We start from the raw sequence: 24,669 nt of genomic DNA on the forward strand, positions 1-24,669 counted from the left end.
TGCGGTTGCCGTCCCGGACGGAGGATGCCGGACCAGCCTGACGGTCGGCTTATGCCCGCCCGACGCCCGCAGGTCAGCGGTGCCTGCGGTGCGCGGCCCCGGCCACCGCGCCCGCGCCCAGGATCAGCACCAGCGTGGCGATGCCCCAGCGCCGCATCTTGTCCCGCGCGGTCAGCCCCGGCTCGGCCATCTCCTCGACCTGCTTGCTCGACCGGCCGATCGTCGGCGCAGGCGGCGGTGCTGGCGGCGGGACGCGCGGCGGCACCCCGGGCGGCGGGACGACCCCGGGCGGCGGCGCCCCCGGCAGCAGCGGCGGCAGCACCGGGATCACCTGCGGTGACGTGGTGACCGCAGGCGGCGGGAAGGTGGGTGGCGGGAAGGTCGGGGGGAAGGTCGGCGGTGGGACGTTCGGGGGCGGGACGTTCGGCGGCGGGAGGGTCGGCGGCGTGGTCGGCGGCACCGTGGGCCGGGTGGTGGGCGGCGGCGTGGTGGGCCGGGTGGTCGTGGGCCGGGTCGTCGTCGGGGGAGTGGTCGGCGGGACCGTGGTGGTGGTCGTCGTCGGCGGGATGGGCCGGGCGGGCGCGCAGCCGGTCATGTCGGTGTGGTCGGCCACCGGCCAGTTCGCGATCTGCACCGGCTTGGCCCCGCGCCGGGGCTCGACGCGGATCAGCCGCCCGCGCTGCGGGCCGTGGTCGGTCCAGTGCGTGCGGTTGGCCGCGGCGTACAGCGCCCCGTCCGGCCCGATCGCGGCCGACCCGTACGTCGTCCCGCCCGGCAGCATGCGCGTGCCGACCTCCCGCATCCGCCCGGTCGCCGGATCGATGCTCACCACGTGCCCGAAGAACCGCGACCGGGCCGACACGCCGTAGAGCAGGCCGTCGCGGACGTCGAAGTCGTCGATGGCGTGCGGCAGCGCGGCGGGCCGCAGCCGCACCGAGGCCACCACGCTCAGGAACCGCGGGCTGCGCGGGTCGATGGAGACGCTGCGCAGCACCGAGCCGACCCGCACCACGAGCAGGTCGCCCATCACGGTCCCCGCGGACGCGCCGCGCACCTGCGGCACCGGGCCCAGGTCGGTCAGCACCCCGTCGGGGGTCAGCGACACGACGTTCCCACCGGAGACGCCGTAGGCCAAGCCCTGGCCCCGGTGGTAGCCGATCGCGTCGACGCGGCGGTCCAACGTCCGCACCCGCGTCATCGCCCCGGACGCGAGGTCGACCCGGAACAGGGTGGACGGGCCGCCGAGCGCGGTCACCCGCAGCACCGAGCACGTCGGGTAGGCGGTCGGCGCGGCCTCGCCCGCGCCGGGCCCCAGCGCGAGCACACCGCCCCCGACCAAGCCCGCCGCGGCGAGCCCGATGGCGGCGATGCGCGCTCTCATCGCAACCGGGCTATCGCCGCTTCGAACGCCTCGGGCGCCACCGCCGCGCCCCCGCCGTAGGGGTTCTGCAGCTGGTAGGTGGCGAACAGCAGCAGCGCGAGCGTGCCCGCCAGCACCGAGACGATGATGATGTGGACGCGCGGCCGCGGGCCGCCGAACAGCAGCGGCAGCGAGATCGACATGATGCTGCCCGCGATCAGCGCGAACCACAGCACCGTGCTCACCCCGCCGCTGCCCGCCGAGTCCAGCCGGGCCTGGCGCGCCTCGTAGACCTCCCAGAGCTTGTTCGCCGCTTCGGTCTTCTGGTCGTTCTGCCACTGCTCGGTCACCGGGGCCGCGGTCACCAGCGAGCGCATCCGCTGCAGGTCGGCCCAGCCCGCGCCGCCCGCGTCGTCGGCGCCCTCGCGCATCAGCGGCCACTCCTCGTCGACCACCCGCGTCGCGTAGGACAGGGCCAGCTCGCGCATCTGCTCGCGCGTCTGCTGGCCCAGCGCCTCGGCCGCCCAGTTGGCGGCGACGAGCCCGTCGGCCTCCTTGAAGGCGCTGTTCTCGGCCGCGCCGACGGAGTCGAACAGCGAGATGAGCACGAACGCCAGCAGCACCGCGTGCAGGCCGCCGACGATGGTGAACACCTGCCCGGCGGCCTCGTTGTTCTCCACGATGCCGTCGGTCTCGCCGATGCGCCGCACCACGTAGGCGGCCAGCCCGGCGACCAGCGCCGCGCCGAGAACCCACAGCAGACCGGACAGGTAGATGCTCATGCGTGCCTTCCGACGGATCCGTCGGGGCCACAATGGTGCAACCGACCCCCGGATGGGGCTGCGAGGCGGCGGGAATGACTCGTCCGGACGCGCAATCCGACCCGACCGAGTGAAGGTGATCACCGGCTGTTCGCGGTCGTGCCTGCCGTCGGGTGGTCGGCGCGCCGCTCCTAGACTGCGGCCCGTGGAATACCAGCTCACCGCCGACCTCATCCCCGCCGACGGCACGCCCGACCTCGACCCGCTGCAGCGGCACGGGGTGGCCGCCCTGCTCGACGAGCGCCTCGACCTGCTCGCGGGCATCGAGGGCCCGGACGGCGTCGAGGTCGAGCCGCTGGACCACCGGGTCGCGGTGCACCCCGGCGGCGCGGTCATCACCTGGCTGGTCGACGCCCCCGCGCTGAGCTTCGCCGAGGACGCCGCCCGGCACGTGCTGACCGAGATGCTGGAGCAGACCGAGCTGCTGTCGGGCTGGTCGGTGGGCCGCTGCGAGGTCATCGCCAGCGACGACGACCTCGAAGCCGCGCTGGGCAACCCCGCCGACGACGACGGCGATGACGACGACCTCGACGCCGCCGAGCTGTCCGACGACGAGGTCGAGGCGCTGCGCGCCGAGCTGCTGCGCTCGGCCGCGACGCTGGTCGCCTTCGACGCCGCCGCCTTCGGCCACCGCCCCGACGACCCCGACTGTCCGGTCTCGGCCGAGGCCGCCGCGCTGGTCGCGGGCGCGTTCGTGCAGGGCATGGAGATCCTGACCGACGAGCTGTTCGCCGACGTGCAGGAGCTCGACGACGCCGAGGCCCCCGCCAGCGAGGTCGAGGCGCTGAGCGTGCTCAACCAGCTCCCGCAGCGCTACGCCGACCACTACGGCCCGCTGTTCGCCAAGCAGTTCCTCGTGGTGACCGCGATCCTGGGCCACCGGCTCACCCAGCCCGGCTGGACCCCGCCGCTGTGCACCGCGGAGGCGCTGGCGCTGCACGTGCTCAAGTCCGAGGCGGGCGTGCAGCTGCACCTGGCGAACCTGCTGGACGAGCTGCCGATGAAGGAGATCCTGGCCGCCTTCGACCGGCACGCCTTCGCCGACCTCGACCACGAGCGGCTCTACGAGCTGTCCAACGAGGCGGGCGAGGACGACATCGATCTGCTCGGCACGCCCGGCCTGGACTTCGACGAGTGGTTCCTCCCGCGCGGGCACGGCGTACTGCACCCGTACCTGGCTGTCGAGCAGCCGTTGGAGTGAGGGCGAAGGTCCCGCGCTCGTTCCCAGTGACCGGAATGACGTTGACGCATCTGTGATCCAGTGGTCGAGTAGGCACTGTGCGTCCCGATGTGGTGACTCTAAGGCGATGTCGACGCTGACCAAGCTCCGGCACCGCATCGCTCCCACCATCACCTTCGGTACACGACTGGGAAACTGACATGGCAGCGCCGCTCCTGATCGAGCCCTCGTCCAACCGGGTCAACCTGACCCTGCACATCACGGCCGACTCCGACCAGGTGGCCGGCCTCGTGCACGCCCTGCGCGCACTGGGCGCGGTCGCCGACGAACCGGAGGCGGACCGGGTCGTGGCGCTGCGCCCGGCGCCGCTGCGCCTGGACGCCGCCGCGCGGCGCGCCTTCTGGCACGGCCAGGAGATCACCCTGACGCGCCTGGAGTTCGACCTGCTCCACCACCTGGCCGCAGCGCCGCACCAGGTGCACCGCCGCCGCGCGCTGATGCGCGAGGTCTGGCACACCGCTTACATCGGCGAGCGGACCGTCGACGTGCACGTGCGCAGGCTGCGCGGCAAGCTCGCCGCGGGCGAGGAGCTGATCAGGACCGTGCGCGGGGTCGGCTACCAGTTCACCGACCCGCGCCTGGTCGACCTCGTCTGAGCCTGGCGGGATCTGGTCCTCAGCGGGCGTTCCTGCCACTTCCCGCGGGTCCGGGCGGTCACGAGGATCGCCCGCATGACCGCTGTGCACCGCATCCCGCCCGCCGCGCCCGAGGTCGCGGCCGCGCACTTCGCCGCCCGCCTCGCCGTCGAGACCGACGTCAGCGACGTCCACGCCGACCTGGAGGCGGGCGTCCCCGGCTTGGTCGTGGTCGACTCCCGCTCCGCGCAGAGCTGGGAGCAGGGCCGCGTGCCGGGCGCCCTGCACCTGCCGACCGCCGAGATCGCCGACCGCGCCGCCGCCGAGATCCCGCTGTCGTCGCTGGTCGTCACCTACTGCTGGGGCCCGGGCTGCAACGGGGCCACGCGCGCCGCGCTTGAGTTCGCGCGCCGCGGGTACCGCGTGAAGGAGATGATCGGCGGTTTCGAGTACTGGGCGCGGGAGGGCCTGCCGGTGGAGCGCGCCGACGGGGTCACCCGCGGCGCGGTCGACCTGCTGGTCGCCCCGTCGGGGTCCGCCTGCGCCTGCTGATCACATCGGGTGGCCGGGACGACGGCACCTTGTCAACTTGTGCTCGAAACTGCATCATGATGCGCAGGAGTGAGCACCAGCGAGCAGGGGAGTGCGGATGACCGAGTCCTTCGTGGCCGCCGAGATCGCCAGCCAGCCCGACTGCTGGCGGCGGGTCGCCGAGCTGGGGGCGGGCGGCCTGGGCGTCACCGCGGGCGAGAGCGTCGCCGTCGTCGGCTGCGGCACGTCGTGGTTCATGGCGATGGCCTACGCCGCGCTGCGCGAAGCCGCAGGCCAGGGCCGCACCGACGCCTTCGCCGCGTCGGAGGTCCCGGCGGGGCGCGACTACGACCGCGTCGTCGCGATCAGCCGGTCCGGCACCACGACCGAGGTCGTCGCCGCGCTGGCCGGTTTCGCCGGGCGCGTGCCGACCACCGTGGTCACCGGGGTGGCCGGGACGCCGGTGACCGAGGTCGCCGACCACGCGGTGGTGCTGGACTTCGCCGACGAGCGCTCGGTGGTGCAGACCCGGTTCGCCACCTCGACGCTGGCGCTGCTGCGCGCCTCGCTCGGCGAGGACGTCACCGGGGCCGCCGCCGACGCCGAGGCCATGCTCGCCGAGCCGGTCGACGAGCTGGCCGCGGCCGGGCAGATCACCTTCCTCGGCCGCGGCTGGACCGTCGGGCTGGCGATGGAGGCCGGGCTCAAGCTGCGCGAGGCCGCGGGCGCGTGGACCGAGGCGTACCCGGCGATGGAGTACCGGCACGGGCCGATCAGCATCGCCGAGCCGGGCCGGGTGACCTGGATGTTCGGGCAGGCCCCCGACGGCCTGGCCGACGAGGTGGCGGCGACCGGGGCGCGGTTCGTCACCAGCGGCGTCGACCCGATGGCGCACCTGGTGCTGGCCCAGCGGGTGGCGGTGGCGATGGCCGCCCGCCGCGGCCTCGACCCGGACCGCCCGCGCAGCCTCAGCCGCTCGGTCATCCTGGCGAGCGCCTGATGCCGCTGGCGCCGATGGCATCGATCCTGGCCGGGCGGCGCGGGGTCGGCGCGTTCAACGTCATCCAGCTCGAGCACGCCTACGCCCTGGTGGAGGGCGCGTCCCGGGCGGGGGCGCCGGTGGTGCTCCAGATCAGCCAGAACTGCGTGCGCTACCACGGCTCGCTGGAGCCGATCGCGCTCGCCTGCCTGGCGATCGCGCGCTCGGCCGACGTGCCGGTCGCCGTGCACCTCGACCACATCGAGTCGACGGACCTGGTGGGGGAGGGGATCGCGCTGGGCATCGGGTCGGTCATGTTCGACGCCTCCCGGCTGCCGTATGCCGAGAACGTCGCCGCGACCCGCGACGTGGTCCGGCAGTGCCACGCCGCAAGCGTTTTCGTCGAGGCGGAGCTGGGCGAGATCGGCGGCAAGGACGGCGTGCACGCCCCCGGCGCGCGCACCGACCCGGCCGAGGCGGCGGAGTTCGTGGCGGCCACCGGGGTCGACGCGCTCGCCGTCGCGGTCGGCACCTCGCACGCGATGACCACCCGCGACGCCGTGCTCGACCTGGACCTGATCGCCGCCCTGCGCGCGGCGGTCCCGGTGCCGCTGGTGCTGCACGGCTCCTCGGGGGTGCCCGACGACGCCCTCGCGGCGGCGGTGCGGGCGGGCATCACCAAGGTGAACATCGCCACACACCTGAACAAGGTGTTCACCGCGCAGGTCCGCGCGGCACTAGGATCGGGTGAGTCTGTTGTGGACACTCGAAGGTATCTCGGCCCGGCGCGCGACGCCGTGGCCGCCGAGGTCGCCCGGCTGCTCGGCGTGCTGGGCGCGGAGGTGATGGCGCGGTGATCCTGACCTGCACGCCCAACCCGGCGCTCGACGTCAGCTACCAGGTGGACCGGGTGGTGCCGGGCACGACCCACCGCATCCGGTCGGTGCTGGAGCGCGCGGGCGGCAAGGGCTTCAACGTCAGCCGGGTGCTGGCCCAGATGGGCGTGCCCACGCTGGCGGTCGGCCCGGTCGGCGGCATCCTCGGCGACTCCCTGCGCGCCGACCTCATCGAGTCCGGCCTGCCCCACGAGCTGCTCCCGGTCACCGCCGCGACCCGGATGACCGTCGCCGTCGTCGCGGCCGACCCCCCGGACGCGACCATGTTCAACGAGCCCGGGGGCCCGATGTCCGAGGCCGACTGGGCCCGCCTGCGCGACCTGATCGCCAAGCACCTGCGCCGCGCCTCCGCCCTGGTCTGCTCGGGCAGCCTGCCGCCCGACGCCCCCGAGGACACCTACGCCCAGTTCGTCCGCCTGGCCAAGGACTTCGAGGTCCCCGCCGTCGTCGACGTCGGCGGCCCCGCCCTGCGCGCGGCCGCCGCCGCGGGCGCCGACATCCTCAAGCCGAACGCCGAGGAACTCCGCTCGGCCGTCGGCACCGACGACCCGCTCGCGGGCGCCCGCGAACTCCTGGCGTTGGGCGCAGGCGCGGTCGTCGTCTCCCTGGGCGCCGCCGGCTCCCTGGCCGTCACCCCCGACGCCACCTGGCGCGCCGTCCCCCCGCGCATCGACGGCAACCCGACCGGCGCAGGCGACGCCGCCGTAGCCGCCCTGGCCGACGGCCTCGCCCGCGGCATCCCCTGGCCCACCCGCCTGGAAACCGCCGTCGCCTGGTCCGCCGCCGCCGTGGCCGCCCCCGTGGCGGGCGAGGTGGACGAGGACGTCCTGGCCACGGTCAAGGTCGAGGTGACCCAACTCTGACGAGCTAGCCGCGTCGACGCTGGTCGCCTCTGTTGGTGGCTGGCCGCTCCGGCGGTAATCCGCTGAGGTTCTGGCGCAGAAAGTGGTGGTTGCTCAGTTCTGGGCGGGTCGTGGGGTGGAGGTGGGCTTACGATCGCCGGGGTGGAGGGCAGCGAGCCGGATTATCGGTTTACGTTGGCCAACGAGCGGACGTTCCTCGCGTGGGTGCGGACGTCGTTGGCGCTGGTCGCGGCTGGGGTCGCGGTGGCGGAGTACCTGCCGGGGCTCGGGCCGCCGTGGGTGCGGACGTCGATCGGGGTTGTGCTGGTGGTGTTCGGGGCGGTGCTGGCGGGGTTGAGCCATCGGCGGTGGCGGCGGGCGCAGGCGGCCATCCGGGCGGGGCGGCCGCTGCCGTCGGCGCCGGAGTTGACCCTCGTCGGGTACGGGGTCGCGCTGGTCGCGGCGGTGGTGCTGGTCCTGGTGATCGCGTCGTGAACGGGTTGCAGGCCGAGCGGACGCGGCTGGCGTGGGGGCGGACGGGGTTGGCGTGCGCCGGGGTGGGGGCCTTGCTGCTGCACAACGCCCGCGGCGTCCTCGGCTTCGGCCTGGCCGGGCTGGTGCTCCTGGCCGCGGCCGCCTTCGCGGTCATCGGCGCGCGCCGCGACTACGGGTCCGAAATGGACAATCGGGGCATGCTCGCGCTGGCGCTGGTGCCCCCGCTGGCGGCCATCGCCGTCCTGCTGGCGGGGTAGCGCCCCGGAACCGGTACGGCACGGACCGGCCCGGGGCGCGCACGGCGGTCGCTGACCCCGCCCCGCCGAGGAGGGTTGCGGCGGGCCTCGATTGCGGGGGGCGAAGGCACGGTGCCCAGGCAGTATCTGCCGCTGCGGGCCGTGCGTCCAGCGCTACCGGCCGGTAATCGAACGGCCGTCGAGGTTCCCACGGACCGTGCTCGCACCTCACTCGATAGAGCGAGAGTTCGGCGCTGGCGGTTCAGCCGGGCGGCAAACGCCGTAGCGTGGCCCACAGTCGGAAAGGTGCAGGTCAGACTGCTGTCGGGGACGGCGTCGCTGAGCAGGCCGGGCAGGGGACATGGACGGTGCGGCGTACCAGCGTGCGCTCGGGCGGGAGTTGCGCAGGCTGCGGCTCCGGCGCAAGTGGACCCGGGCGCAGCTCGTCCAGCGCCTGCCCGGGGAGCTGTCGGCGCAGGCCCTGGCCTCCTACGAGACCGGCACCCGCTCCTGCACGGTCGTGCGCTTCGTCGAGCTGTGCGGCGCGCTCGACGCCTCGCCGCACGACCTGTTGGAACGGGTCCACCGGCGCATCCTCAACGAGGAGTTCCCCGCCGCCCTGCGCGTCGACCTGCACAAGCTGGCCGCCGACGAGCGCCCGGAGCTGGTGCCCGCCCGCCGCTGGGCCGCCGCCGAGGTGAGCAGGCACGCCACCGCGGTGCGCGAGCTGGACTACCCGGCACTGGAATCGCTGGCGTCGCTGTGCGGACTGCCGGTCGTGGAGCTGATCCGCATGTTGCGCTCGGAATCCGACTAGGGTTTCTCACTCGATCGTGGGTCGTGGCGTCCCGGGGATGCGGGGTAGCGTCGGAAGCCCAACCCGAACGCCGGGGGGTGGTTGCCGTGGAACTGCGCTTGGACGACTCACCCGCGTACGGCGTCGTGCAGGTGGCCGTGGGCGGGGAGATCGACCTCGTGGCGGCCGGGGTCCTGGAGCGCTTCCTGCTCGGCGCGGTCGCCGATCGCCGGGTGGCCGAACCGGGCCTGGTCGTGGACCTGTCCGACACCGAGTTCATGGGCTGCGCAGGGGTGAACGCGCTGCTCGCCACGCAGGCCCGCCTGCACCGCATGGGCGGCTGGCTGCTGCTGACCGACATCTCCCCCGCGGTGGCCCGCGTGCTGGAGGTGACGGGCATGAACACCGCCCTCACCGTCGGCACCTTCGCCGACCTGGAACTGGTGGACGACTAGCCCGCGCCGGAGCGCGGGCCAGTCGCGCCCTCAGCCCTTGTACCCGGCCCGGCGCAGGGCGTCGGCCAACGAGCCGCCGGGGGCGTCGCGGCGCTCGGCCTTGCCGCCCCGCTGCCCGCCCTGGCGCCCGCCGCCGCGCTGGCCCTGCCCGCGGCCCGGGTTCTGGCCGCGCCCGCCCTGGCCGCGCTCGCCGCGGCCCGCGCCGGGCTGCACCTCGTCGTCCAGGCGCAGGGTCAGCGAGATGCGCTTGCGCGGGATGTCGACGTCCAGCACCTTCACCTTCACCACGTCGCCGGACTTCACCACGTCGCGCGGGTCCTTGACGAAGGTCTTCGACAGCGCCGAGACGTGCACCAGCCCGTCCTGGTGCACCCCGATGTCCACAAAGGCCCCGAACGCGGCGACGTTGGTGACCACGCCCTCCAGGGTCATCCCGGGCCGCAGGTCGGCCAGGGTCTCCACGCCTTCGGCGAAGGTCGCCGTGGTGAACGCCGGGCGCGGGTCGCGGCCCGGCTTCTCCAGCTCGGCCAGGATGTCGGTCACCGTGGGCAGGCCGAAGGTCTCGTCCACGAACGACGACGGCTTGAGCGCCCGCAGCGCGGCGGTGTTGCCGATGAGCCCGGTCAGCTCGCCGCCGGTCGCGGCCAGGATGCGCCGCACGACCGGGTAGGACTCCGGGTGCACGCTGGAGGCGTCCAGCGGGTCGTCGCCGTCGCGGATGCGCAGGAAGCCCGCGCACAGCTCGAACGCCTTCGCGCCCAGCCGCGGCACCTCCTTGAGCCCCGCGCGCGAGCGGAACGGCCCGTTCGAGTCGCGGTGGGCCACGATGTTCTCCGCCAGCGACGCCCCGATGCCCGAGACCCGGGTCAGCAGCGGCACCGACGCGGTGTTGACGTCCACGCCCACGCCGTTGACGCAGTCCTCGACCACCGCGTCCAGCGAGCGCGACAGCTTCACCTCGGAGATGTCGTGCTGGTACTGGCCGACGCCGATGGACTTCGGGTCGATCTTCACCAGCTCGGCCAGCGGGTCCTGCAGCCGCCGCGCGATCGACACCGCGCCGCGCAGCGAGACGTCCAGGCCGGGCAGCTCCTGGGAGGCGTAGGCCGAGGCCGAGTACACCGACGCGCCCGCCTCCGACACCATCACCTTGGTCAGCCGCAGCTCCGGGAAGCGCTTGAGCAGGTCGCCCGCCAGCTTGTCGGTCTCCCGCGACGCGGTGCCGTTGCCGATGGCCACCAGCTCGACGCGGTGCTTGGCGCACAGCTTGGCCAGCACCGCGAGCGACTCGTCCCAGCGCTGCTGGGGAACGTGCGGGTAGATGGTGGCGGTGTCGACCACCTTGCCGGTCGCGTCCACCACGGCCACCTTGACCCCGGTGCGGAAGCCCGGGTCCAGCCCCAGCGTCGCGCGGGTGCCAGCGGGGGCGGCCAGCAGCAGGTCGCGCAGGTTCGCCGCGAACACCCGCACGGCCTCGTCCTCGGCCTCCTGCCGCAGCCGCCCGCGCAGGTCGATGCCCAGGTGCACGAGGATGCGCGTGCGCCAGGCCCAGCGCACGGTGTCGAGCAGCCACTTGTCGGCGGGGCGGTCCCGGTCGGCCACGCCGAAGCGGGCGGCGATGCGCGTCTCGTAGTCGCTGCGGGCCAGCGGGTCGGCGCCGGGGTCGGGGTCGATGGTGAGGTCGAGCACCTCCTCCTTCTCCCCGCGGTAGAGCGCCAGCACGCGGTGCGACGGCAGCTTGGACAGCGGCTCGCTGAAGTCGAAGTAGTCGGCGAACTTGGCCCCGTCGGCTTCCTTGCCCTCGCGGACCTTCGACACCATCGCGCCGCGGGTCCACATCCGCTCGCGCAGCTCGCCGATCAGGTCGGCGTCCTCGCCGAAGCGCTCGACCAGGATGGCCCGCGCGCCCTCCAGCGCGGCGGCGGCGTCGGCGACGCTCTCCCCGACGTAGGCCGCCGCGGTCTCCTTCGGGTCCAGCGCCGGGTCGCCCAGCAGCGCGTCGGCCAGCGGCTCAAGCCCGTTCTCCCGGGCGATCTGCGCCTTGGTGCGCCGCTTGGGCTTGTAGGGCAGGTAGATGTCCTCCAGCCGCGCCTTGGAGTCGGCGGCCATGATCTGCGCGGTGAGCGCGTCGTCCAGCTTGCCCTGCTCCCGGATGGACTCCAGGATCGCCGTGCGCCGCTCCTCCAGCTCGCGCAGGTACCGCAGCCGCTCCTCCAGCGTGCGCAGCTGCTCGTCGTCGAGCGCCCCGGTGGCCTCCTTGCGGTACCGGGCGATGAAGGGGACCGTCGCGCCGCCGTCGAGCAGGTCGACCGCGGCGACGACCTGACCCTCCCGCACCCCGAGCTGCTCGGCGATGCGTCCGGTGATGCTCTGCACTGTCATGTCGGTTTGCGTCTTTCGGCGGCGAAGGGTCTGGGAACGAGCGATCGGGCCCCACACGGCACGTGGAGCCCGATCGGAAGTATCTCGTGGAACGGTTGTCAGCTGATCACGGTCACGCCGGTCGCCTGGGGGCCCTTGCTGCCCTGGCCGATCTCGTAGCGCACCTTCTGGTTCTCCTCGAGGGTGCGGAAGCCGCTCGACTGGATCTCCGAGTAGTGCACGAAGACATCGGAGCTGCCATCTTCCGGCTGGATGAATCCGTAGCCCTTCTCCGAGTTGAACCACTTCACGGTGCCCTGGGCCATGCCTGTCTCCTAGCTGTCCTGCTGTGGCCGCCCGTGGACGGCCGTACATGTGTCGGCGGACGCGGGTTTCGAAGCCGGGCGAACACGGCGGCGAAGCGAGCGACCACGGCCAGTCAACCACAGCGCCGGGGGCATGGCGAGGATCGAACGCGGGTTCATGACCCGGTCGGGTGGCCGAGCGCGGCGCCCAGCACCTCGGCCACCGAGCGCCGGATCTCCGCGGTGGACAGCGCCCGGGCGCCCGCGCCCGCGATCCGGTCGTAGATCAACCCGTCGAGGAAGGCGATGAAGGCGCGGCCCTTGCGCTCGGCGTCGGCGGCCCCCGCCGCGGCGAGGACGGCGGCGGCCACCTGCCGGTACCGCTCGCCGACGGCGGTGAGCGCGGCGCGCAGCTCCGGCCTGCGGGTGGCCTCGATGGACAGCTCGTAGCGGGCGACCATCCGGTCCCGGTGGGTCGTCGTGGCCTGCTCGACCAAGTCGGCGACAGCGGCGGCGAGGCCGTCGAGGTCGGTGGGCTGCGGGTCGACCGGGATCAAGTCGATCGTGTCCAGCTCCGCCATGCGCGTCACCGTGCCGACGAGGAGCGCGTGCCGGGTGCGGAAGTAGTACGAGGACGACCCTTCGGGCAAACCGGCCACCCGGTCCACCGCGCGGTGGGTCAGCCCGCGCAGGCCCTCCCTGGCGAGCACGGTGATCGCGGCGTCGGTCACCTGCTCCCGTCGGCTCACCTCTACAAGAGTAGAGTGCTCTACAGATGTAGAGGAGGACGCCATGCGAACGGCGGCGATCGTCGGCGGCGGGATCGGCGGGCTGGCCACCGCCGCGGCCCTGGTCTGGCGCGGGTGGGACGTGCGCGTCCACGAGCAGTCCCCGGAGTTCACCGAGGTCGGGGCGGGCATCTCGATGTGGGGCAACGCGCTGGCCGCCCTCGGCGCGCTCGGCCTGGCCGAGCAGGTCCGGGCGGCGGGCGCCCACCCGGGCCGCAGCGGCTTCCGCGACCGCCGGGGCCGCTGGCTGGCCAGGGGCGGCGAGCACGACCTGGTGATGCTCCACCGCGCCGACCTGCTGGCCATCCTGCGCGCCGCGGTGCCCGCGGAGTGCCTGGTGGCGGGGGAGCGGGTGACCGAGCTTCGCGTCGAGGAGGGCCGCCCGGTCGTCGCGGGCCGGTCGGTGGACCTGCTGGTCGGCGCGGACGGCATCCGCAGCACCGTGCGCGCCGCCTTCTGGCCGGACGCCCCCGCCCCGCGCCACTCCGGCTACACCGCGTGGCGCGTGGTGGTCCCCCGCGGCGGCATCCCGCCGTTCGACGGCAGCGAGACCTGGGGCGACGGCCTGTGCTTCGGCGTGTTCCCGATGGGCGCCGACAGCATCTACTGCTACGCCGCAGGCCGCGACGCCACCATCGACCTCCGCACCACCTTCGCCACCTGGCCCGACCCGATCCCCGCCATCCTCGCCGCAGCCGACCCCACCGCCATCCTCCGCCACGACGTCCACTACCAACCCCCACTGCCCACCTTCACCCGCGGCCCGGTAGCCCTCGTCGGCGACGCCGCCCACGCCATGACCCCCAACCTCGGCCAGGGCGCGTGCCAAGCGCTGGAAGACGCCGTGACCCTCGCCGCCCACGCAGGAACCCCCGACGGCCTGCGCCGCTACGACGCCGAACGCCGCCCCCGCGCCCAATCCATCGCCCGCCGCTCCCTCCGGGTCGCGGGCATGGTCCACACGCGCCGCGGCGAACGGCTGCGCAACGCGGTCGTGCGCGCGACACCGGAGTGGGTGATGCGCAAGCAGTTGCAGAGCATCGCGGGATGGCAGCCGCCGTCACCGTAGGCGCCGCCGCCAAGTGGTGTAGACGGGCCGGTAGCCGAACCTCGCCCACATCGGGGCCGCGATCGGGTTGTGGATGCTGTGGTGCAGCAGGACGGCCTGTGCGCCATGTGCCCGGAGCGCGCCGTGCGCCGCGGCGACGAGGCTGCGACCTGTGGACCGGCGGCGCGCGGGCGCGTCGACGTAGAGCCGGGAGAGGTATCCCGCAGGACCCACCGCCACCTGCCGCTCCACCCAGGCGCCCTGCGGCCGCTGCCCGTGGATGAAGCCGGTGCGATCCGCCGCGACCAGCAGCAGGTCCCGCCCGAGGGCGGCGGCCAGCTCGGCGTGCAGCCGCCCGCGCGGGTTCGGCCGGTGGGGCAGCGCGCCGAGGTCGGTCTCCAGCCGGTGCAACCGCTCGGCGTGGCCGACCAGCCAGGGGAGGTCGGCGGGCTCGGCGCGGCGGATGGTCGCGGGCCGGGCCGCGGGCCCGGGTTCCGGGTCGTCGATGCGGCGCATCGCCAGGGCGGTGATCGGGGCGAAGCCGCGGCGCAGCAGCGGGCCGGGGAGGGCGGTGTCCATGCTCGGCCAGGTGAGGGCCACCGCGCAGTCCCGGCCGTGGTCGGGGTGGGAGCGCAGGTGGGCCAGCGCCTCCTGCAGCAGGGTGTCCACCTCGTCGGCCGGGGCCGGGGCGGACACCAGCAGGTGGATCGTGTGCCTGCACAGAGCACCCCACAGCGCCTCGGGGGAGTCCTGGGGGTAGCGGTGGCTGCGGACCCAGGCCGCCGCGGTCCGGGTGGTGGTCAGCGCGGCTCCGGCGGGCGCGGCGGCGGGGGCGATCGCGGGATCGATGGCCTGCATCCGCCGGTTGTGCGCCCGCACCAGCTCCGTCACCGGCGCAGCCCGGCGATGCGGTCGAGCGCGGCCGCGGACCGCGGGTCGGTGAAGCCGGACAGGATCGCGCCGGCCTCGGCGGCGCGGGCCTCGGCCTCGGCCCGCTCGCCGGTCGCGGCCAGGGCGACTGCGAGGTTGACCAGCGCGCAGGCGGCAGACCACAGGTCGCGCTCGTGGCGGTGGCCCGCGGCCGCGAGGCGGTGGAAGCGCACGGCGTCCTCCGGGCGGTCCAGGTCCTGGTACGCCGCCCCGGCGCCGTCGTGGGCCGCGGCCTCCCGGTTGCGGTCGCCGATCTGCCGCTGCACGACGGCCGAGCGCTGGCAGGACTCCAGGGCCGCCGCGGGCTGGCCGAGCGCGCGCTGCACCCGGGCGAGTTCGAGGAGCCAGAACGCGCCCCAGGCCGGGTGGCCGTCGGCCTCGGCGATGCGCAGGGCCGCGGTGATGGTGGCCAGGGCCGCGTCGACCTCGCCGAGCTCGCGCTGCGCCATCGCCAGGTAGAACAGCGCGTTCCCCTCGTACGCCCGGTCGCCGACCTCCCGGCAGGTGGCCACCGCCGCGGTCAGGTCGGCCCGCGCGCCGTCGAGGTCGACGCGGTCGAAGCGGGTCATGCCCAGGTTGGTCTGCACGAGGGCGGTCCACCTGCGGTCGCCCAGCTCGGCGAAGATGTCGAGCCCGTCGCGGAAGCGGCGCTCGGCCGAGGGGAGCAGGCGCCGCCGCCAGTCGACCAGGCCCAGGGCGTTGACCGCGATCCCCTCGCCGTACCGGTCGCCGGTGCGGCGGCGCAGCCGCAGCGCCGCGGCGTGGTGGAGGGCCGCCTCGTCCAGCCGGTTGGACTGCAGGTGGGCCTTGCCGAGGCTGTCGTGCATCTCGGCCTGGCCGCGCTCGTCGCCCGCGGCGGTGGCCGCGGCCAGACCGATCTCGGCGGTGGCCACCCAGTCCTCGAACGGGTTGCGGCTGACGTAGCGGCTGCGCAGCAGGGCGGGGACGCGCCAGGCGACGTCGTGGTGGCCGGTGGTGGCGGCGGCGCGCACCACCGCGACCAGGTTCGCCGCCTCGTGGTCGAACCACGCCGCCGCGGCGGCCCGGTCCCGGAAGGACTCGACGGGGATGCCCGCGTCCGGCTCGCCGATCGGCGGCCTGCGGTCCAGCGGGGCCAGCAGGGCGACGGCCCGGTCGAGGCTGTGGTGGTAGTAGTCGAACACCCGCACCAGGGCCGCGTCGCGCGCCGCGTCGTCCTCGTGCTGGATGGCCTGCTGGGCGGCGTAGATCCGCAGCAGGTCGTGGAACTGGAAGCGGCCGGGGGCGGGCTGCTCGACGACGTGGGCGCCGACGAGCGCGTCCAGCGTCTGCCGGGCCGCGCCCACCCCGGTCCGCCCGATGGCCGCGGCGGCTGCCACCCCGAACTCCGGACCCGGGTGCAGGCCCAGCAGCCGGAAGAGGCGGGCAGCCGAGTCCGGCAGCGCCCGGTAAGACCAGGCGAAGACCGTGCGCACGGCGTCGGACTCGGCGTCCTGCTCGGCGGTCAGCGCGTCCCACAGCGCCGACTCGTCGCGCAGGTCCGCGATCAGCTCGTCCAGCGGCATCAGCGGCCTGCTCGACGCCCGCTCCGCGGCGATCCGCAGCGCGAGCGGCAGGCGGGCGCACAGCCGCGCCAGCTCGGCCAGCTCGTCGTCGCCGTCGGGCGCGCGGTAGCCCGCGGTGACGGCGCGCAGCAGCTTGACGGCGTCGTGCTCGGAGAAGACGTCGAGCACGAGCCGGTGCGCCCCGTCCCGGGCGACGAGGCCGGAGAAGCGGTGGCGGCTGGTGACGAGCACGAGGCAGTCCCGGTTCCCCGGCAGCAGCGGGCGGACCTGGTTGACCGTCGCCGCGTTGTCCAGCACCAGGAGCACGCGCCGGTCGGCCAGCAGCGAGCGGAACACGGCCGCGCGGTCGTCCACCTCGACCGGGATCGAGGGGCCGGGGACGCCCAGGGCGCGCAGGAAGTGGTCGAGCGCCTGCGCGGCGGTGACCGGGGCGCCGGGGTCGTAGCCGCGCAGGTTCAGGTACAGCTGGCCGTCCGGGAAGCGGTCGCGCACGCCGTGGGCCCAGTGCAGGGCGAGCGAGGTCTTGCCGACCCCGGCGGTGCCGGTGATCAGGTAGATGCCCGTCGTGGTCGACGCCCCCGCCTCCCGGTCGAGCACGGCGTCGAGCACCCGCAGCTCGACCCCGCGGTTGACGAACCCGCCGCCGGTGCCCGGTAGCTGCCGGGGGACCACCCGATCGGGCCCGCGGTCGCCGTGGAAGTGGACGCCGCCGTGGATGCTGCCCGCCTGCACCACCTCGTGGGCGGAGCCGGAGATGTCGGTGGTGTTCTCCCCGCCCGCGGATCTCCCGGCAGGCTCGGCCATCACGCGGTCCCGGGCGCGGCGGCCGCGATCTCGCGCGCGAAGAACCGGCTGATCTCTTCCCCTTTCCCGTACAGCGCCCGGATGAATTCCCGGCACCGGGCGGCCACCGCCGATCCGGTGTGGCGGATTCCGCCCTCCTGCAGACCGGTCTCGTCGTAGAGCAGTTCGTAGACGACGTGGTCGCCGAGGACGATCACTTCCGGCAGGATGCTGTGCCGCTCGTGGTCGGCGACCTCGCGCGCGTCGAGCACCCGGGTGTGGCCGCCGAGTTCGTCGCGCAGCCGCAGCAGGTGCATCTCCCACAGCAGGTAATCCGTCAGCGGGTGCTCGACCACCCGGATGCGCCAGGTCTGGAACCCCTTCGCGGCCATCTTCGCGTAGTGCTCGGCCAACTCCGCCCTGCGCTGCTCCAGCAGCGCGAGCGCGTGGTCCCACCGCCCGTCGGCGAAGGCGCGCCAGCTGGGGTCACCGGGTTCGCGGAAGGTCTGCAACCGCTCCAGCTTCCAGAACCCGGACGCGCCGATCCGCCAGAAGTCGGCCTCGAACCGCGACCAGTACGCCGCGCCGAGCAGGCGCTGGCCGCCTCCCGCCCCCAGCAGCTCACGCATCGGGCAGATCCGCCTTCGCCGCCCTGGCCATCCCGCGGGGGATCACCACGATCCGCTCGTCCGAGGCGACGTTCGCGCCATCGGGTAGGCGGCCTGCGTAGACCTCCGTGAAGTCCCGCCCGATCACGGCGACGTCGCCGTTGTCCAATTCCCAGATGTCGGGGCAGCCGCCTTCGCCGCCGCTGCCGGTCTCCCCGGACTCGCGCCCGCTGCCGGGTGCGGTGGGGGCGATGCCCAATCGCCGGGAGAATTCCGCTTTCGGGTCCGGACGCCAAATCCTGGAAGCCATGCGAAGCTCCTGAATGTAGTGCAGGCAAGAGGGTCAGGTTACCATTTCCGCAGGTCCGGCCAGAAGGTTTGCGGTCGCTCGATGGATTGACGGACAGCAGTGGGAAACCCGCCTAGCTGAGCTTCGGTCACGAAAGTTGCGCTCGTGGTCAACGCGGTGACCCTTTCGGGGGACATCTCGACGTCCATTTGCCAGGTAATCGCGGAGTGGTTTTAGCGGACTCGGGGAAACCCCGGATCGCGGGCAGGCGCCACCCGGCGGGCACAATCGGGGGGTGATCACCGACATCTTCGGGGAGCAGTTCCAGCCGCCTGCTGCGGTGGTGCTGGTGACGGCGGCTGCGGCGCTCCTCGTCGTCCTCTGGGGGACGTTGTGGCGGCCTGCTCGCAATGTCGTCACGATCGTGCATGAGGCTGGGCATGCGGTGGTGGCGTTGTTGGCCGGGAGGCGGTTGTCGGGGATCAGGCTGCACTCCGACACCTCTGGGGTCACCGTCTCGCGGGGGCGGACCGATGGGCCGGGGATGGTGTGCACGGCGCTTGCCGGGTACCTCGCGCCGTCGGTGCTCGGGTTGGTGTTCGCGGGGTTGCTGCTCGCCGAGCGGGTCGGGGTGGTGCTGGTCGTGTGCGCCGTGCTGCTGGTCGGGGTGCTGGTGATGGTCCGCAACCTCTACGGCGTGCTGTCGCTGCTGGTGACCGGGGGCGTCCTGTTCGCCGTGTCCTGGCTGGCCACCGCCGAGGTCAAGGCCGCGTTCGCCTACCTCATCACCTGGTTCCTGCTGCTCGGCGGGGTGCGGCCGGTGGTCGAGCTGCAGCGCAAGCGGCGCCGGGGGCAGGCGCGCGACTCCGACGCCGACCAGCTGCACCGGCTCACCGGCGCGCCCGGGCTGTTCTGGGTCGGGGTCTTCGGCGCGATCAACACCGCGGCGCTGGCCATCGCCGCCGCCTGGCTGCTCCTGCCCTGATTACGCTGCCCGCATGGCACGACTGACCAGGGCGCAGAGCCAGGCGCGCACCCGCGAGCGCCTGATCGCCACCGCCCGGCAGCTGTTCCTCGACGACGGCTACCACGCGACCTCCCTGGAGCGGGTCGCGGACGCCGCCGGGTTCTCCAAGGGCGCGGTCTACTCCAACTTCCGCAACAAGGACGAGCTGTGCCTCGCCGTCCTCGACGACATCCACGCGGGCCACCTGCGCGACATCGCCGCCGCCGTGGCGGGCCGGACCCCCGACGAGGCGATCGCCGCCGTCGCCGCGTGGGCCGAGCGCATGGTCGGCGACCAGGGCTGGACGGTGCTGGAAGTCGAGTTCGCCGTCCACGCCCACCGCGACCCCGCCCTGCGCGCCGAGCTGGCCGCCCGCGACCAGGCGGTGCGGACCGCCATCGAGGCCCTGGCCGGTCGGTGGAGCACCGCCCTGCCCGCGGCCGATCTGGCCACCGCCCTGCTCAGCCTCGGCATCGGGCTGGGCATCCGACGGGTCATCGACCCCACGGTTGACGTCGGTGTCCTCACCGGCACCCTGCGCGCCCTGCTGACCGCCGACCGGGCAGAATCGGGCACCTGACCAGCCCGGCCGAGAGGGACGCCGTGACCGAGATCGCCGAGACCGTCCGCAGCTGCGCGACCAGGGCCAAGGGCGCGGCCCCAGCGCTGGCCGCCGCCACCGACGAGGCGATCGACGCGGCCATCGGCGAGATGGCGGCCCGGCTGTCCTCGGCCCGCGACGCGGTGCTCAAGGCCAACGCCGCCGACGTCGCCGCCGCCGAGCGGTCGGGCATGAGCGGCGGCCTGCTCGACCGCCTGCGCATCACCGAGGAGCGCCTCGACGGCATGGCCGAGCAGCTGCGCCTGCTGGCCGCCGTGCCGCACCCGCCCGCATCGCGCGTGGTCGGCGCGCTCGACGGCGGCTTCGAGCTCATCGAGGTCCGCAAGCCCGTCGGGGTCATCGGCGCGAACTACGAGGCCCGCCCGAACGTCACCGTCGACGTGGCCTCCCAGCTGGTCAAGTCGCGCAACGCGGGCGTGCTGCGCACCGGGTCGGCGGCCCTGGCCAGCGCCCAGGCGCTCATCGAGCGGGTCATCGCCCCCGGCCTGTCCGATGTGGGCATCGATGAGGACGCCATCCAGCTCGTCCCCACCCCCGACCGGGCCGCGGCGGGCGCGCTGGTCGAGCTGCCCGACCTCGTCCCGCTGGTCATCGTGCGCGGCAGCGGGGAGACCACCCGCGAGCTCGACCGCAGGGCGGCCCAGCACGGCGTCCGCACGCTCGCGCACGCCGACGGCGGCGGCGTCCTCTACTACGACGTGCACGCCGACCCGGACTTCGCCGCCGACCTCATCACCCGCAGCCTCGACCGACTCGGCGTCTGCAACCGGCTCAACCTGCTGCTCGTCCACAAGGCCGTCTACGAGACCGCGCTGCCCACCATCCAGTCCGCCCTGGACCGCGCGGGCGTGCGGGCGTCGCTGCCCCCGCACGAGCACCCGATCGGCTACGAGTGGGCGCTCGACGGCGCCCGCGAGGCCACCGTCACCATCGCCCCGGTCGACGATCTGCACCACGCCGTCCGGATCGCCAACGAGGACACCTCGGGCCTGGCGGCGGGCATCGTCACCACCGACGAGGCCGCCGCGGACGCCTTCTTCGCCGGGTACACCGGCACCGGGGTGTTCTGGAACGCCCCGACCCGCCTGCTCGACGGCTTCAAGCTGCTGGGCGTGCCCGAGACCGGCATCAACCTCGACCGCGTGCCCGGTCCGCGCGGCCCCGTCACCTTCACCGACCTGGCCCTGCGCCAGTACGCGGTCCGACCCGCCCGCCAGTTGTGACCTGGGCAACTGCGCGTGAACCCGGCGGAGCCCAGGCGCGCTCGGCGCCGCGCCGAGGGCTACGATCCTCCCGGGTGCTCGTCGGGTACCCGCGAGTAAGTCCCACCACCAGGCAGTGCAGGAGGCAGGAGTGACTGCAGTAGCCCCCAAGCCGATCGCCACGCGGCCTTATCCGGCCGGCGCGAAGGCCAAGGGTTCGTACCTGCTGCGGCTGTTCCGCACGACGGACCACAAGCAGATCGGCATCATGTACCTGGTCACGTCGTTCGCCTTCTTCATGGTGGGCGGCGCGATGGCCATGCTGATCCGCAGCGAGCTGGCCGTGCCGGGGCAGCAGTTCCTGTCCCAGGAGCAGTACAACCAGCTGTTCACCATGCACGGCACGGTGATGCTGCTGCTGTACGCGACCCCGATCCTCTTCGGCTTCGCCAACTTCATCCTGCCGCTGCAGATCGGCTCCCCGGACGTCGCCTTCCCGCGGCTCAACGCCTTCTCCTACTGGCTGTACCTCTTCGGCGGCCTGATCGTGATGGCGGGCTTCCTCACCCCGGGCGGCGCGGCGGACTTCGGCTGGTTCGCCTACACCCCGCTGTCCGACAAGATCCACTCGCCCGGCGTGGGCGCCGACCTGTGGATCACCGGTCTGGTCGTCGGCGGTCTCGGCACCATCCTGGGCGCGGTCAACATGCTGACCACGATCGTCTGCCTGCGCGCCCCCGGCATGACCATGTTCCGGATGCCGATCTTCACCTGGAACATCCTGATCACCAGCATCCTGGTGCTGCTGGCGTTCCCGATCCTGACCGCGGCGCTGCTGGGCCTGCTGGCCGACCGCCAGCTCGGGGCGCACGTGTTCGACCCCGCCAACGGCGGCGTCATCCTCTGGCAGCACCTGTTCTGGTTCTTCGGCCACCCCGAGGTCTACATCGTCGCGCTGCCGTTCTTCGGCATCGTCTCCGAGATCATCCCGGTGTTCAGCCGCAAGCCGCTGTTCGGCTACCGCGGCCTGATCTACGCGACCCTGGGCATCGCGGCCCTGTCGATGACCGTGTGGGCCCACCACATGTACGCCACCGGCGCGGTGCTGCTGCCGTTCTTCGCGTTCATGACGTTCCTCATCGCCGTCCCGACCGGTGTGAAGTTCTTCAACTGGATCGGCACGATGTGGAAGGGGCAGCTCACCTTCGAGACCCCGATGCTGTTCAGCGTCGGCTTCCTGGTGACCTTCCTCTTCGGCGGCCTGACCGGTGTGCTGCTGGCCGCCCCGGCCATCGACTTCCACGTCTCGGACACCTACTTCGTCGTCGCGCACTTCCACTACGTGCTCTACGGCACGATCGTGTTCGCCACCTTCGCGGGCATCTACTTCTGGTTCCCGAAGATCACCGGCCGGTTCCTCGACGAGCCGCTGGGCAAGCTGCACTTCTGGACCACGTTCATCGGCTTCCACGGCACGTTCCTCGTCCAGCACTGGCTGGGCAACGAGGGCTTCCCCCGCCGCTACGCCGACTACCTGCCCACCGACGGGTTCACCACGCTCAACATGATCTCCACGATCGGGGCGTACATCCTGGGCGCGTCGACGCTGCCGTTCATCTGGAACATCTTCAAGAGCTACCGCTACGGCGAGATCACCACCGCCGACGACCCGTGGGGCTACGGCAACTCCCTGGAGTGGGCCACGAGCTCGCCGCCGCCGCGCCACAACTTCACCGAGCTGCCCCGGATCCGCTCCGAGCGTCCGGCGTTCGACCTGCACTACCCGCACATGATCGAACAGACCCACCACGACAAGTACGTGGGCGTCGGCTCGGCGAAGCACCGCCCCGCCCCGTCGGAGATCGTCGCGGAGAAGATGAACCCCGACGAGATCTCCAAGGGCGATCCCACGCTGCCGAACTAAGACACCCCGAGGCCCCGCTCACGCGGGGCCTCGCGGTTGTGAGGGGGTTCTTCTCGTGGCACCAACGCCAGTGCTGGTCACCGTCACCGGCCCCGACAAGCCCGGTGTGTCCTCGGTCCTCTTCGCCGTGCTCACCCGGCACGGGGTGGAGCTCATCGACGTCGAGCAGGTGGTCATCCGCGGCCAGCTCGTGCTGGGCGTGCTGGTGGCCACCGACCGGGACGCCGAGGGCCTGCAGGAGGCCGTCGAGCAGGCGATGGCCTCGGTGGCCATGCGCGTCGACGTCGAGGTCGGCGCCGACCCGGGCTCGCAGGCCCGCATCGGCTCCTCGCACGTCGTCGTCGTGCTGGGCGCGCCGATGACCGCCCGCGCGTTCACCGAGGTGGCCCGCCGCCTGGCCGCCCTGGGCACCAATATCGACTCGATCCGCCGGGTCGCCGACTACCCGGTGACCGGCCTGGAGCTGCGCGTCTCGGTGGACGACGACACCGAGGCCGCCGACGCCGCCCTGCGGTCGGCCCTGGTCGAGGTGGCCACCCGCGTCGGCCTGGACATCTCCGTCGAGCGCGACCTGCTCTCCCGCCGCGCCAAGCGCCTGATCGTCTTCGACGTGGACTCCACCCTCATCCAGGGCGAGGTCATCGAGATGCTCGCGGCCAAGGCGGGCTGCGAGGCCGAGGTCCGCGAGGTCACCGAGGCGGCCATGCGCGGCGAGCTGGACTTCGCCGAGTCCCTGCGCCGCCGGGTGGCGACGCTGGCCGGGCTGCCGGAGTCGGTGCTGGCCGAGGTCGCCGCCGACCTGGAACTGACCCCGGGCGCCCGCACGACGATCCGCACGCTCAAGCGCCTGGGATTCCGCTGCGGCGTGGTCTCCGGCGGCTTCACCACGATCATCGACCACCTGGTGGACGACCTCGGCCTGGACTTCGCCGCGGCGAACGAGTTGGAGGTCGTCGACGGCAAGCTCACCGGCCGCGTGGTCGGCGAGATCGTGGACCGCCCCGGCAAGGCCACCGCCCTGCGCCGCTTCGCCGACCAGTACGGCATCCCGCTGGCCCAGTGCGTGGCCGTCGGCGACGGCGCGAACGACATCGACATGCTCTCCACCGCGGGCCTGGGCGTCGCCTTCAACGCCAAACCCGCGCTGCGCGAGGTGGCCGACACCGCCCTGTCCCACCCCTACCTCGACGCCGTGCTCTTCCTGCTGGGCGTCACCCGCGCCGAGGTGGAGGCCGCCGACCTGGCCGACGGCATCCCGCCATCGCGCCTATGAGCGTCCTGTCGGGCCTGTTCCACCGGCATGGCGAGGAACCGGACGTCGTCCGCGCCATGCCGGTGGTCCTGCGCATCGAACGCGACCTCCCCGGCCGCACCCCGCTGCTGGAAGCCGCCGCAGCCGCCGCCGTGGCCCTCTGCCTCGACCCCCGCGCCCAGGAGGGCGGCGAGTGGCACCCCCAGGTCGCCGCCTGGATCGACGGCCGCATCCGCAAGGTCACCCGCCGCGCCCGCGGCGCCCACTGGGCCGCCGTCCAGGACCTCCCGGGCATCACCGCCACCATCGACGGCGCCGAAGCCCGAGCCCTGCTCCCCTGCCCCATCCCGGACACCCCCAAGCAGGTCGCCAGGCTCCAGATCTCGGGCACCGAACTCCCCGAAGACACCCCACCCCCACCCCGCCCCGACCAACCGGTCCTCTGGATCAACCCCACCGTCACCATGACCGTGGGCAAACTGGCCGCCCAAGTAGGCCACGGCTCCATGCTCCTGGCCGCCTACGCGGAAGCCTCCGGAATAGACCTCTCCACCTGGAACCACCACTGCGCCGTCCGCAAGCCCCCACAACCCCTCTGGGCCGCAAACACCATCACCACGTGGGAATCAGACCGAGCAGTACCCGTACAAGATGCCGGCTACACCGAAGTAGACCCCGGCACCGTCACGGTCATCGCCCAGTGGCCAAAAGACGCCACCACCCCGTAACGCCGGTAGGTATTCGACCGCTCTTCCCCCTGCTCCCTCGTCCTGGCAGCAGT

26 protein-coding genes are annotated in these 24,669 nt (G+C 73.4%); 17 read left to right on the forward strand and 9 right to left on the reverse strand.

Features of this window, described 5'->3' with window-relative positions; genetic code table 11:
- Positions 1–73 precede the first annotated feature (73 nt).
- Entirely contained in the window at positions 74–1,381 is a 1,308-nt protein-coding gene (locus ACWEPX_RS19690) for a DUF6923 family protein (RefSeq protein ID WP_451898635.1), read from the reverse strand.
- A complete protein-coding gene (locus ACWEPX_RS19695; protein ID WP_451898636.1) occupies positions 1,378–2,142 on the reverse strand; it encodes a bestrophin-like domain in 765 nt (254 codons plus the stop codon). The genes ACWEPX_RS19690 and ACWEPX_RS19695 overlap by 4 nt, the downstream gene beginning before the upstream one ends.
- 184 nt (positions 2,143–2,326) lie before the next feature.
- Here ACWEPX_RS19695 and ACWEPX_RS19700 point away from each other — a divergent pair, with 184 nt between their 5' ends.
- The 10 genes from ACWEPX_RS19700 (at position 2,327) to ACWEPX_RS19745 (ending at position 9,226) form a co-directional block, all read left to right on the forward strand.
- Positions 2,327–3,382 carry a hypothetical protein gene (locus tag ACWEPX_RS19700; protein WP_451898637.1) on the forward strand — a complete coding sequence of 352 codons (1,056 nt, stop codon included), beginning with the start codon at positions 2,327–2,329 and terminating at the stop codon, positions 3,380–3,382.
- 179 nt (positions 3,383–3,561) lie between these two features.
- Complete coding sequence (locus tag ACWEPX_RS19705) at positions 3,562–4,017, forward strand: winged helix-turn-helix domain-containing protein (protein WP_451898638.1); 456 nt, start codon at positions 3,562–3,564, stop codon at positions 4,015–4,017.
- Between the two features lie 75 nt (positions 4,018–4,092).
- Positions 4,093–4,548 carry a rhodanese-like domain-containing protein gene (locus ACWEPX_RS19710; protein ID WP_451898639.1) on the forward strand — a complete coding sequence of 152 codons (456 nt, stop codon included), beginning with the start codon at positions 4,093–4,095 and terminating at the stop codon, positions 4,546–4,548.
- A gap of 97 nt (positions 4,549–4,645) precedes the next feature.
- Positions 4,646–5,527: an SIS domain-containing protein gene (locus tag ACWEPX_RS19715; RefSeq protein WP_451898640.1), complete on the forward strand. Its 882-nt coding sequence runs from the start codon at positions 4,646–4,648 to the stop codon at positions 5,525–5,527.
- A complete protein-coding gene (locus ACWEPX_RS19720) occupies positions 5,527–6,363 on the forward strand; it encodes a class II fructose-bisphosphate aldolase (protein WP_451898641.1) in 837 nt (278 codons plus the stop codon). Before ACWEPX_RS19715 ends, ACWEPX_RS19720 begins: the two co-directional genes overlap by 1 nt.
- Positions 6,360–7,265, forward strand: a complete 906-nt coding sequence (locus ACWEPX_RS19725) for a 1-phosphofructokinase family hexose kinase (RefSeq protein ID WP_451898642.1) — start codon at positions 6,360–6,362, stop codon at positions 7,263–7,265. Before ACWEPX_RS19720 ends, ACWEPX_RS19725 begins: the two co-directional genes overlap by 4 nt.
- Positions 7,266–7,406: 141 nt before the next feature.
- A complete protein-coding gene (locus ACWEPX_RS19730; RefSeq protein ID WP_451898643.1) occupies positions 7,407–7,739 on the forward strand; it encodes a YidH family protein in 333 nt (110 codons plus the stop codon).
- Positions 7,736–7,996, forward strand: a complete 261-nt coding sequence (locus ACWEPX_RS19735) for a DUF202 domain-containing protein (protein WP_451898644.1) — start codon at positions 7,736–7,738, stop codon at positions 7,994–7,996. Before ACWEPX_RS19730 ends, ACWEPX_RS19735 begins: the two co-directional genes overlap by 4 nt.
- 340 nt (positions 7,997–8,336) lie before the next feature.
- The gene (locus ACWEPX_RS19740; RefSeq protein ID WP_451898645.1) at positions 8,337–8,792 is read left to right on the forward strand and encodes a helix-turn-helix domain-containing protein; all 456 of its coding nucleotides are present in this window, start codon (positions 8,337–8,339) and stop codon (positions 8,790–8,792) included.
- A gap of 86 nt (positions 8,793–8,878) precedes the next feature.
- Positions 8,879–9,226, forward strand: a complete 348-nt coding sequence (locus ACWEPX_RS19745) for an STAS domain-containing protein (RefSeq protein WP_451898646.1) — start codon at positions 8,879–8,881, stop codon at positions 9,224–9,226.
- A gap of 30 nt (positions 9,227–9,256) precedes the next feature.
- Here the strand turns inward: ACWEPX_RS19745 and ACWEPX_RS19750 are convergent, their stop codons facing one another.
- From ACWEPX_RS19750 to ACWEPX_RS19760, 3 genes are all read right to left on the reverse strand, one after another.
- Entirely contained in the window at positions 9,257–11,608 is a 2,352-nt protein-coding gene (locus ACWEPX_RS19750; protein WP_451898647.1) for a Tex family protein, read from the reverse strand.
- Between the two features lie 98 nt (positions 11,609–11,706).
- Positions 11,707–11,913: a cold-shock protein gene (locus tag ACWEPX_RS19755; RefSeq protein WP_451898648.1), complete on the reverse strand. Its 207-nt coding sequence runs from the start codon at positions 11,911–11,913 to the stop codon at positions 11,707–11,709.
- Between the two features lie 155 nt (positions 11,914–12,068).
- Positions 12,069–12,641 carry a TetR/AcrR family transcriptional regulator gene (locus tag ACWEPX_RS19760; RefSeq protein WP_451898649.1) on the reverse strand — a complete coding sequence of 191 codons (573 nt, stop codon included), beginning with the start codon at positions 12,639–12,641 and terminating at the stop codon, positions 12,069–12,071.
- Positions 12,642–12,684: 43 nt separating this feature from the next.
- Between ACWEPX_RS19760 and ACWEPX_RS19765 the strand changes: the two genes are divergently transcribed.
- On the forward strand, positions 12,685–13,749 hold the full coding sequence (locus ACWEPX_RS19765) for an FAD-dependent monooxygenase (protein ID WP_451898650.1): 1,065 nt from the start codon (positions 12,685–12,687) through the stop codon (positions 13,747–13,749).
- Here ACWEPX_RS19765 and ACWEPX_RS19770 read toward each other — a convergent pair.
- From ACWEPX_RS19770 to ACWEPX_RS19785, 4 genes are read right to left on the reverse strand one after another with little or no spacing between them, the layout of a single operon-like run.
- Positions 13,741–14,619 (reverse strand): GNAT family N-acetyltransferase, encoded by an 879-nt coding sequence (locus ACWEPX_RS19770; RefSeq protein ID WP_451898651.1) that lies wholly within the window; start codon positions 14,617–14,619, stop codon positions 13,741–13,743. The two genes, ACWEPX_RS19765 and ACWEPX_RS19770, sit on opposite strands and share 9 nt — an antisense overlap.
- On the reverse strand, positions 14,616–17,006 hold the full coding sequence (locus ACWEPX_RS19775) for an ATP-binding protein (RefSeq protein WP_451898652.1): 2,391 nt from the start codon (positions 17,004–17,006) through the stop codon (positions 14,616–14,618). Before ACWEPX_RS19775 ends, ACWEPX_RS19770 begins: the two co-directional genes overlap by 4 nt.
- A complete protein-coding gene (locus ACWEPX_RS19780) occupies positions 17,006–17,614 on the reverse strand; it encodes a DUF6879 family protein (RefSeq protein WP_451898653.1) in 609 nt (202 codons plus the stop codon). Before ACWEPX_RS19780 ends, ACWEPX_RS19775 begins: the two co-directional genes overlap by 1 nt.
- Entirely contained in the window at positions 17,607–17,903 is a 297-nt protein-coding gene (locus tag ACWEPX_RS19785; RefSeq protein ID WP_451898654.1) for a hypothetical protein, read from the reverse strand. Before ACWEPX_RS19785 ends, ACWEPX_RS19780 begins: the two co-directional genes overlap by 8 nt.
- A 274-nt stretch (positions 17,904–18,177) precedes the next feature.
- Between ACWEPX_RS19785 and ACWEPX_RS19790 the strand changes: the two genes are divergently transcribed.
- The 6 genes from ACWEPX_RS19790 (at position 18,178) to ACWEPX_RS19815 (ending at position 24,616) form a co-directional block, all read left to right on the forward strand.
- Complete coding sequence (locus ACWEPX_RS19790) at positions 18,178–18,867, forward strand: M50 family metallopeptidase (protein ID WP_451898655.1); 690 nt, start codon at positions 18,178–18,180, stop codon at positions 18,865–18,867.
- Between the two features lie 13 nt (positions 18,868–18,880).
- Positions 18,881–19,468, forward strand: a complete 588-nt coding sequence (locus ACWEPX_RS19795; protein WP_451898656.1) for a TetR/AcrR family transcriptional regulator — start codon at positions 18,881–18,883, stop codon at positions 19,466–19,468.
- Positions 19,456–20,733, forward strand: a complete 1,278-nt coding sequence (locus tag ACWEPX_RS19800) for an aldehyde dehydrogenase family protein (RefSeq protein ID WP_451898824.1) — start codon at positions 19,456–19,458, stop codon at positions 20,731–20,733. The genes ACWEPX_RS19795 and ACWEPX_RS19800 overlap by 13 nt, the downstream gene beginning before the upstream one ends.
- A gap of 130 nt (positions 20,734–20,863) precedes the next feature.
- On the forward strand, positions 20,864–22,636 hold the full coding sequence (ctaD, locus tag ACWEPX_RS19805) for an aa3-type cytochrome oxidase subunit I (protein WP_451898657.1): 1,773 nt from the start codon (positions 20,864–20,866) through the stop codon (positions 22,634–22,636).
- A 55-nt stretch (positions 22,637–22,691) separates the two neighbouring features.
- Positions 22,692–23,909 carry a phosphoserine phosphatase SerB gene (serB, locus tag ACWEPX_RS19810; protein WP_451898658.1) on the forward strand — a complete coding sequence of 406 codons (1,218 nt, stop codon included), beginning with the start codon at positions 22,692–22,694 and terminating at the stop codon, positions 23,907–23,909.
- Entirely contained in the window at positions 23,906–24,616 is a 711-nt protein-coding gene (locus ACWEPX_RS19815; protein WP_451898659.1) for a peptidyl-tRNA hydrolase, read from the forward strand. Before serB ends, ACWEPX_RS19815 begins: the two co-directional genes overlap by 4 nt.
- The last annotated feature ends 53 nt before the right edge of the window (positions 24,617–24,669 follow it).

The organism is Actinokineospora sp. NPDC004072, assembly GCF_053604195.1.

Coding starts and splice junctions, on each gene's coding strand:
- ACWEPX_RS19690 (WP_451898635.1), bottom strand. CDS start 1,381: ATGAGAGCGCGCATCGCCGCCATCGGGCTCGCCGCGGCGGGCTTGGTC.
- ACWEPX_RS19695 (WP_451898636.1), bottom strand. CDS start 2,142: ATGAGCATCTACCTGTCCGGTCTGCTGTGGGTTCTCGGCGCGGCGCTG.
- ACWEPX_RS19705 (WP_451898638.1), top strand. CDS start 3,562: ATGGCAGCGCCGCTCCTGATCGAGCCCTCGTCCAACCGGGTCAACCTG.
- ACWEPX_RS19710 (WP_451898639.1), top strand. CDS start 4,093: ATGACCGCTGTGCACCGCATCCCGCCCGCCGCGCCCGAGGTCGCGGCC.
- ACWEPX_RS19715 (WP_451898640.1), top strand. CDS start 4,646: ATGACCGAGTCCTTCGTGGCCGCCGAGATCGCCAGCCAGCCCGACTGC.
- ACWEPX_RS19720 (WP_451898641.1), top strand. CDS start 5,527: ATGCCGCTGGCGCCGATGGCATCGATCCTGGCCGGGCGGCGCGGGGTC.
- ACWEPX_RS19740 (WP_451898645.1), top strand. CDS start 8,337: ATGGACGGTGCGGCGTACCAGCGTGCGCTCGGGCGGGAGTTGCGCAGG.
- ACWEPX_RS19750 (WP_451898647.1), bottom strand. CDS start 11,608: ATGACAGTGCAGAGCATCACCGGACGCATCGCCGAGCAGCTCGGGGTG.
- ACWEPX_RS19755 (WP_451898648.1), bottom strand. CDS start 11,913: ATGGCCCAGGGCACCGTGAAGTGGTTCAACTCGGAGAAGGGCTACGGA.
- ACWEPX_RS19765 (WP_451898650.1), top strand. CDS start 12,685: ATGCGAACGGCGGCGATCGTCGGCGGCGGGATCGGCGGGCTGGCCACC.
- ACWEPX_RS19775 (WP_451898652.1), bottom strand. CDS start 17,006: ATGGCCGAGCCTGCCGGGAGATCCGCGGGCGGGGAGAACACCACCGAC.
- ACWEPX_RS19780 (WP_451898653.1), bottom strand. CDS start 17,614: ATGCGTGAGCTGCTGGGGGCGGGAGGCGGCCAGCGCCTGCTCGGCGCG.
- ACWEPX_RS19785 (WP_451898654.1), bottom strand. CDS start 17,903: ATGGCTTCCAGGATTTGGCGTCCGGACCCGAAAGCGGAATTCTCCCGG.
- ACWEPX_RS19795 (WP_451898656.1), top strand. CDS start 18,881: ATGGCACGACTGACCAGGGCGCAGAGCCAGGCGCGCACCCGCGAGCGC.
- ACWEPX_RS19815 (WP_451898659.1), top strand. CDS start 23,906: ATGAGCGTCCTGTCGGGCCTGTTCCACCGGCATGGCGAGGAACCGGAC.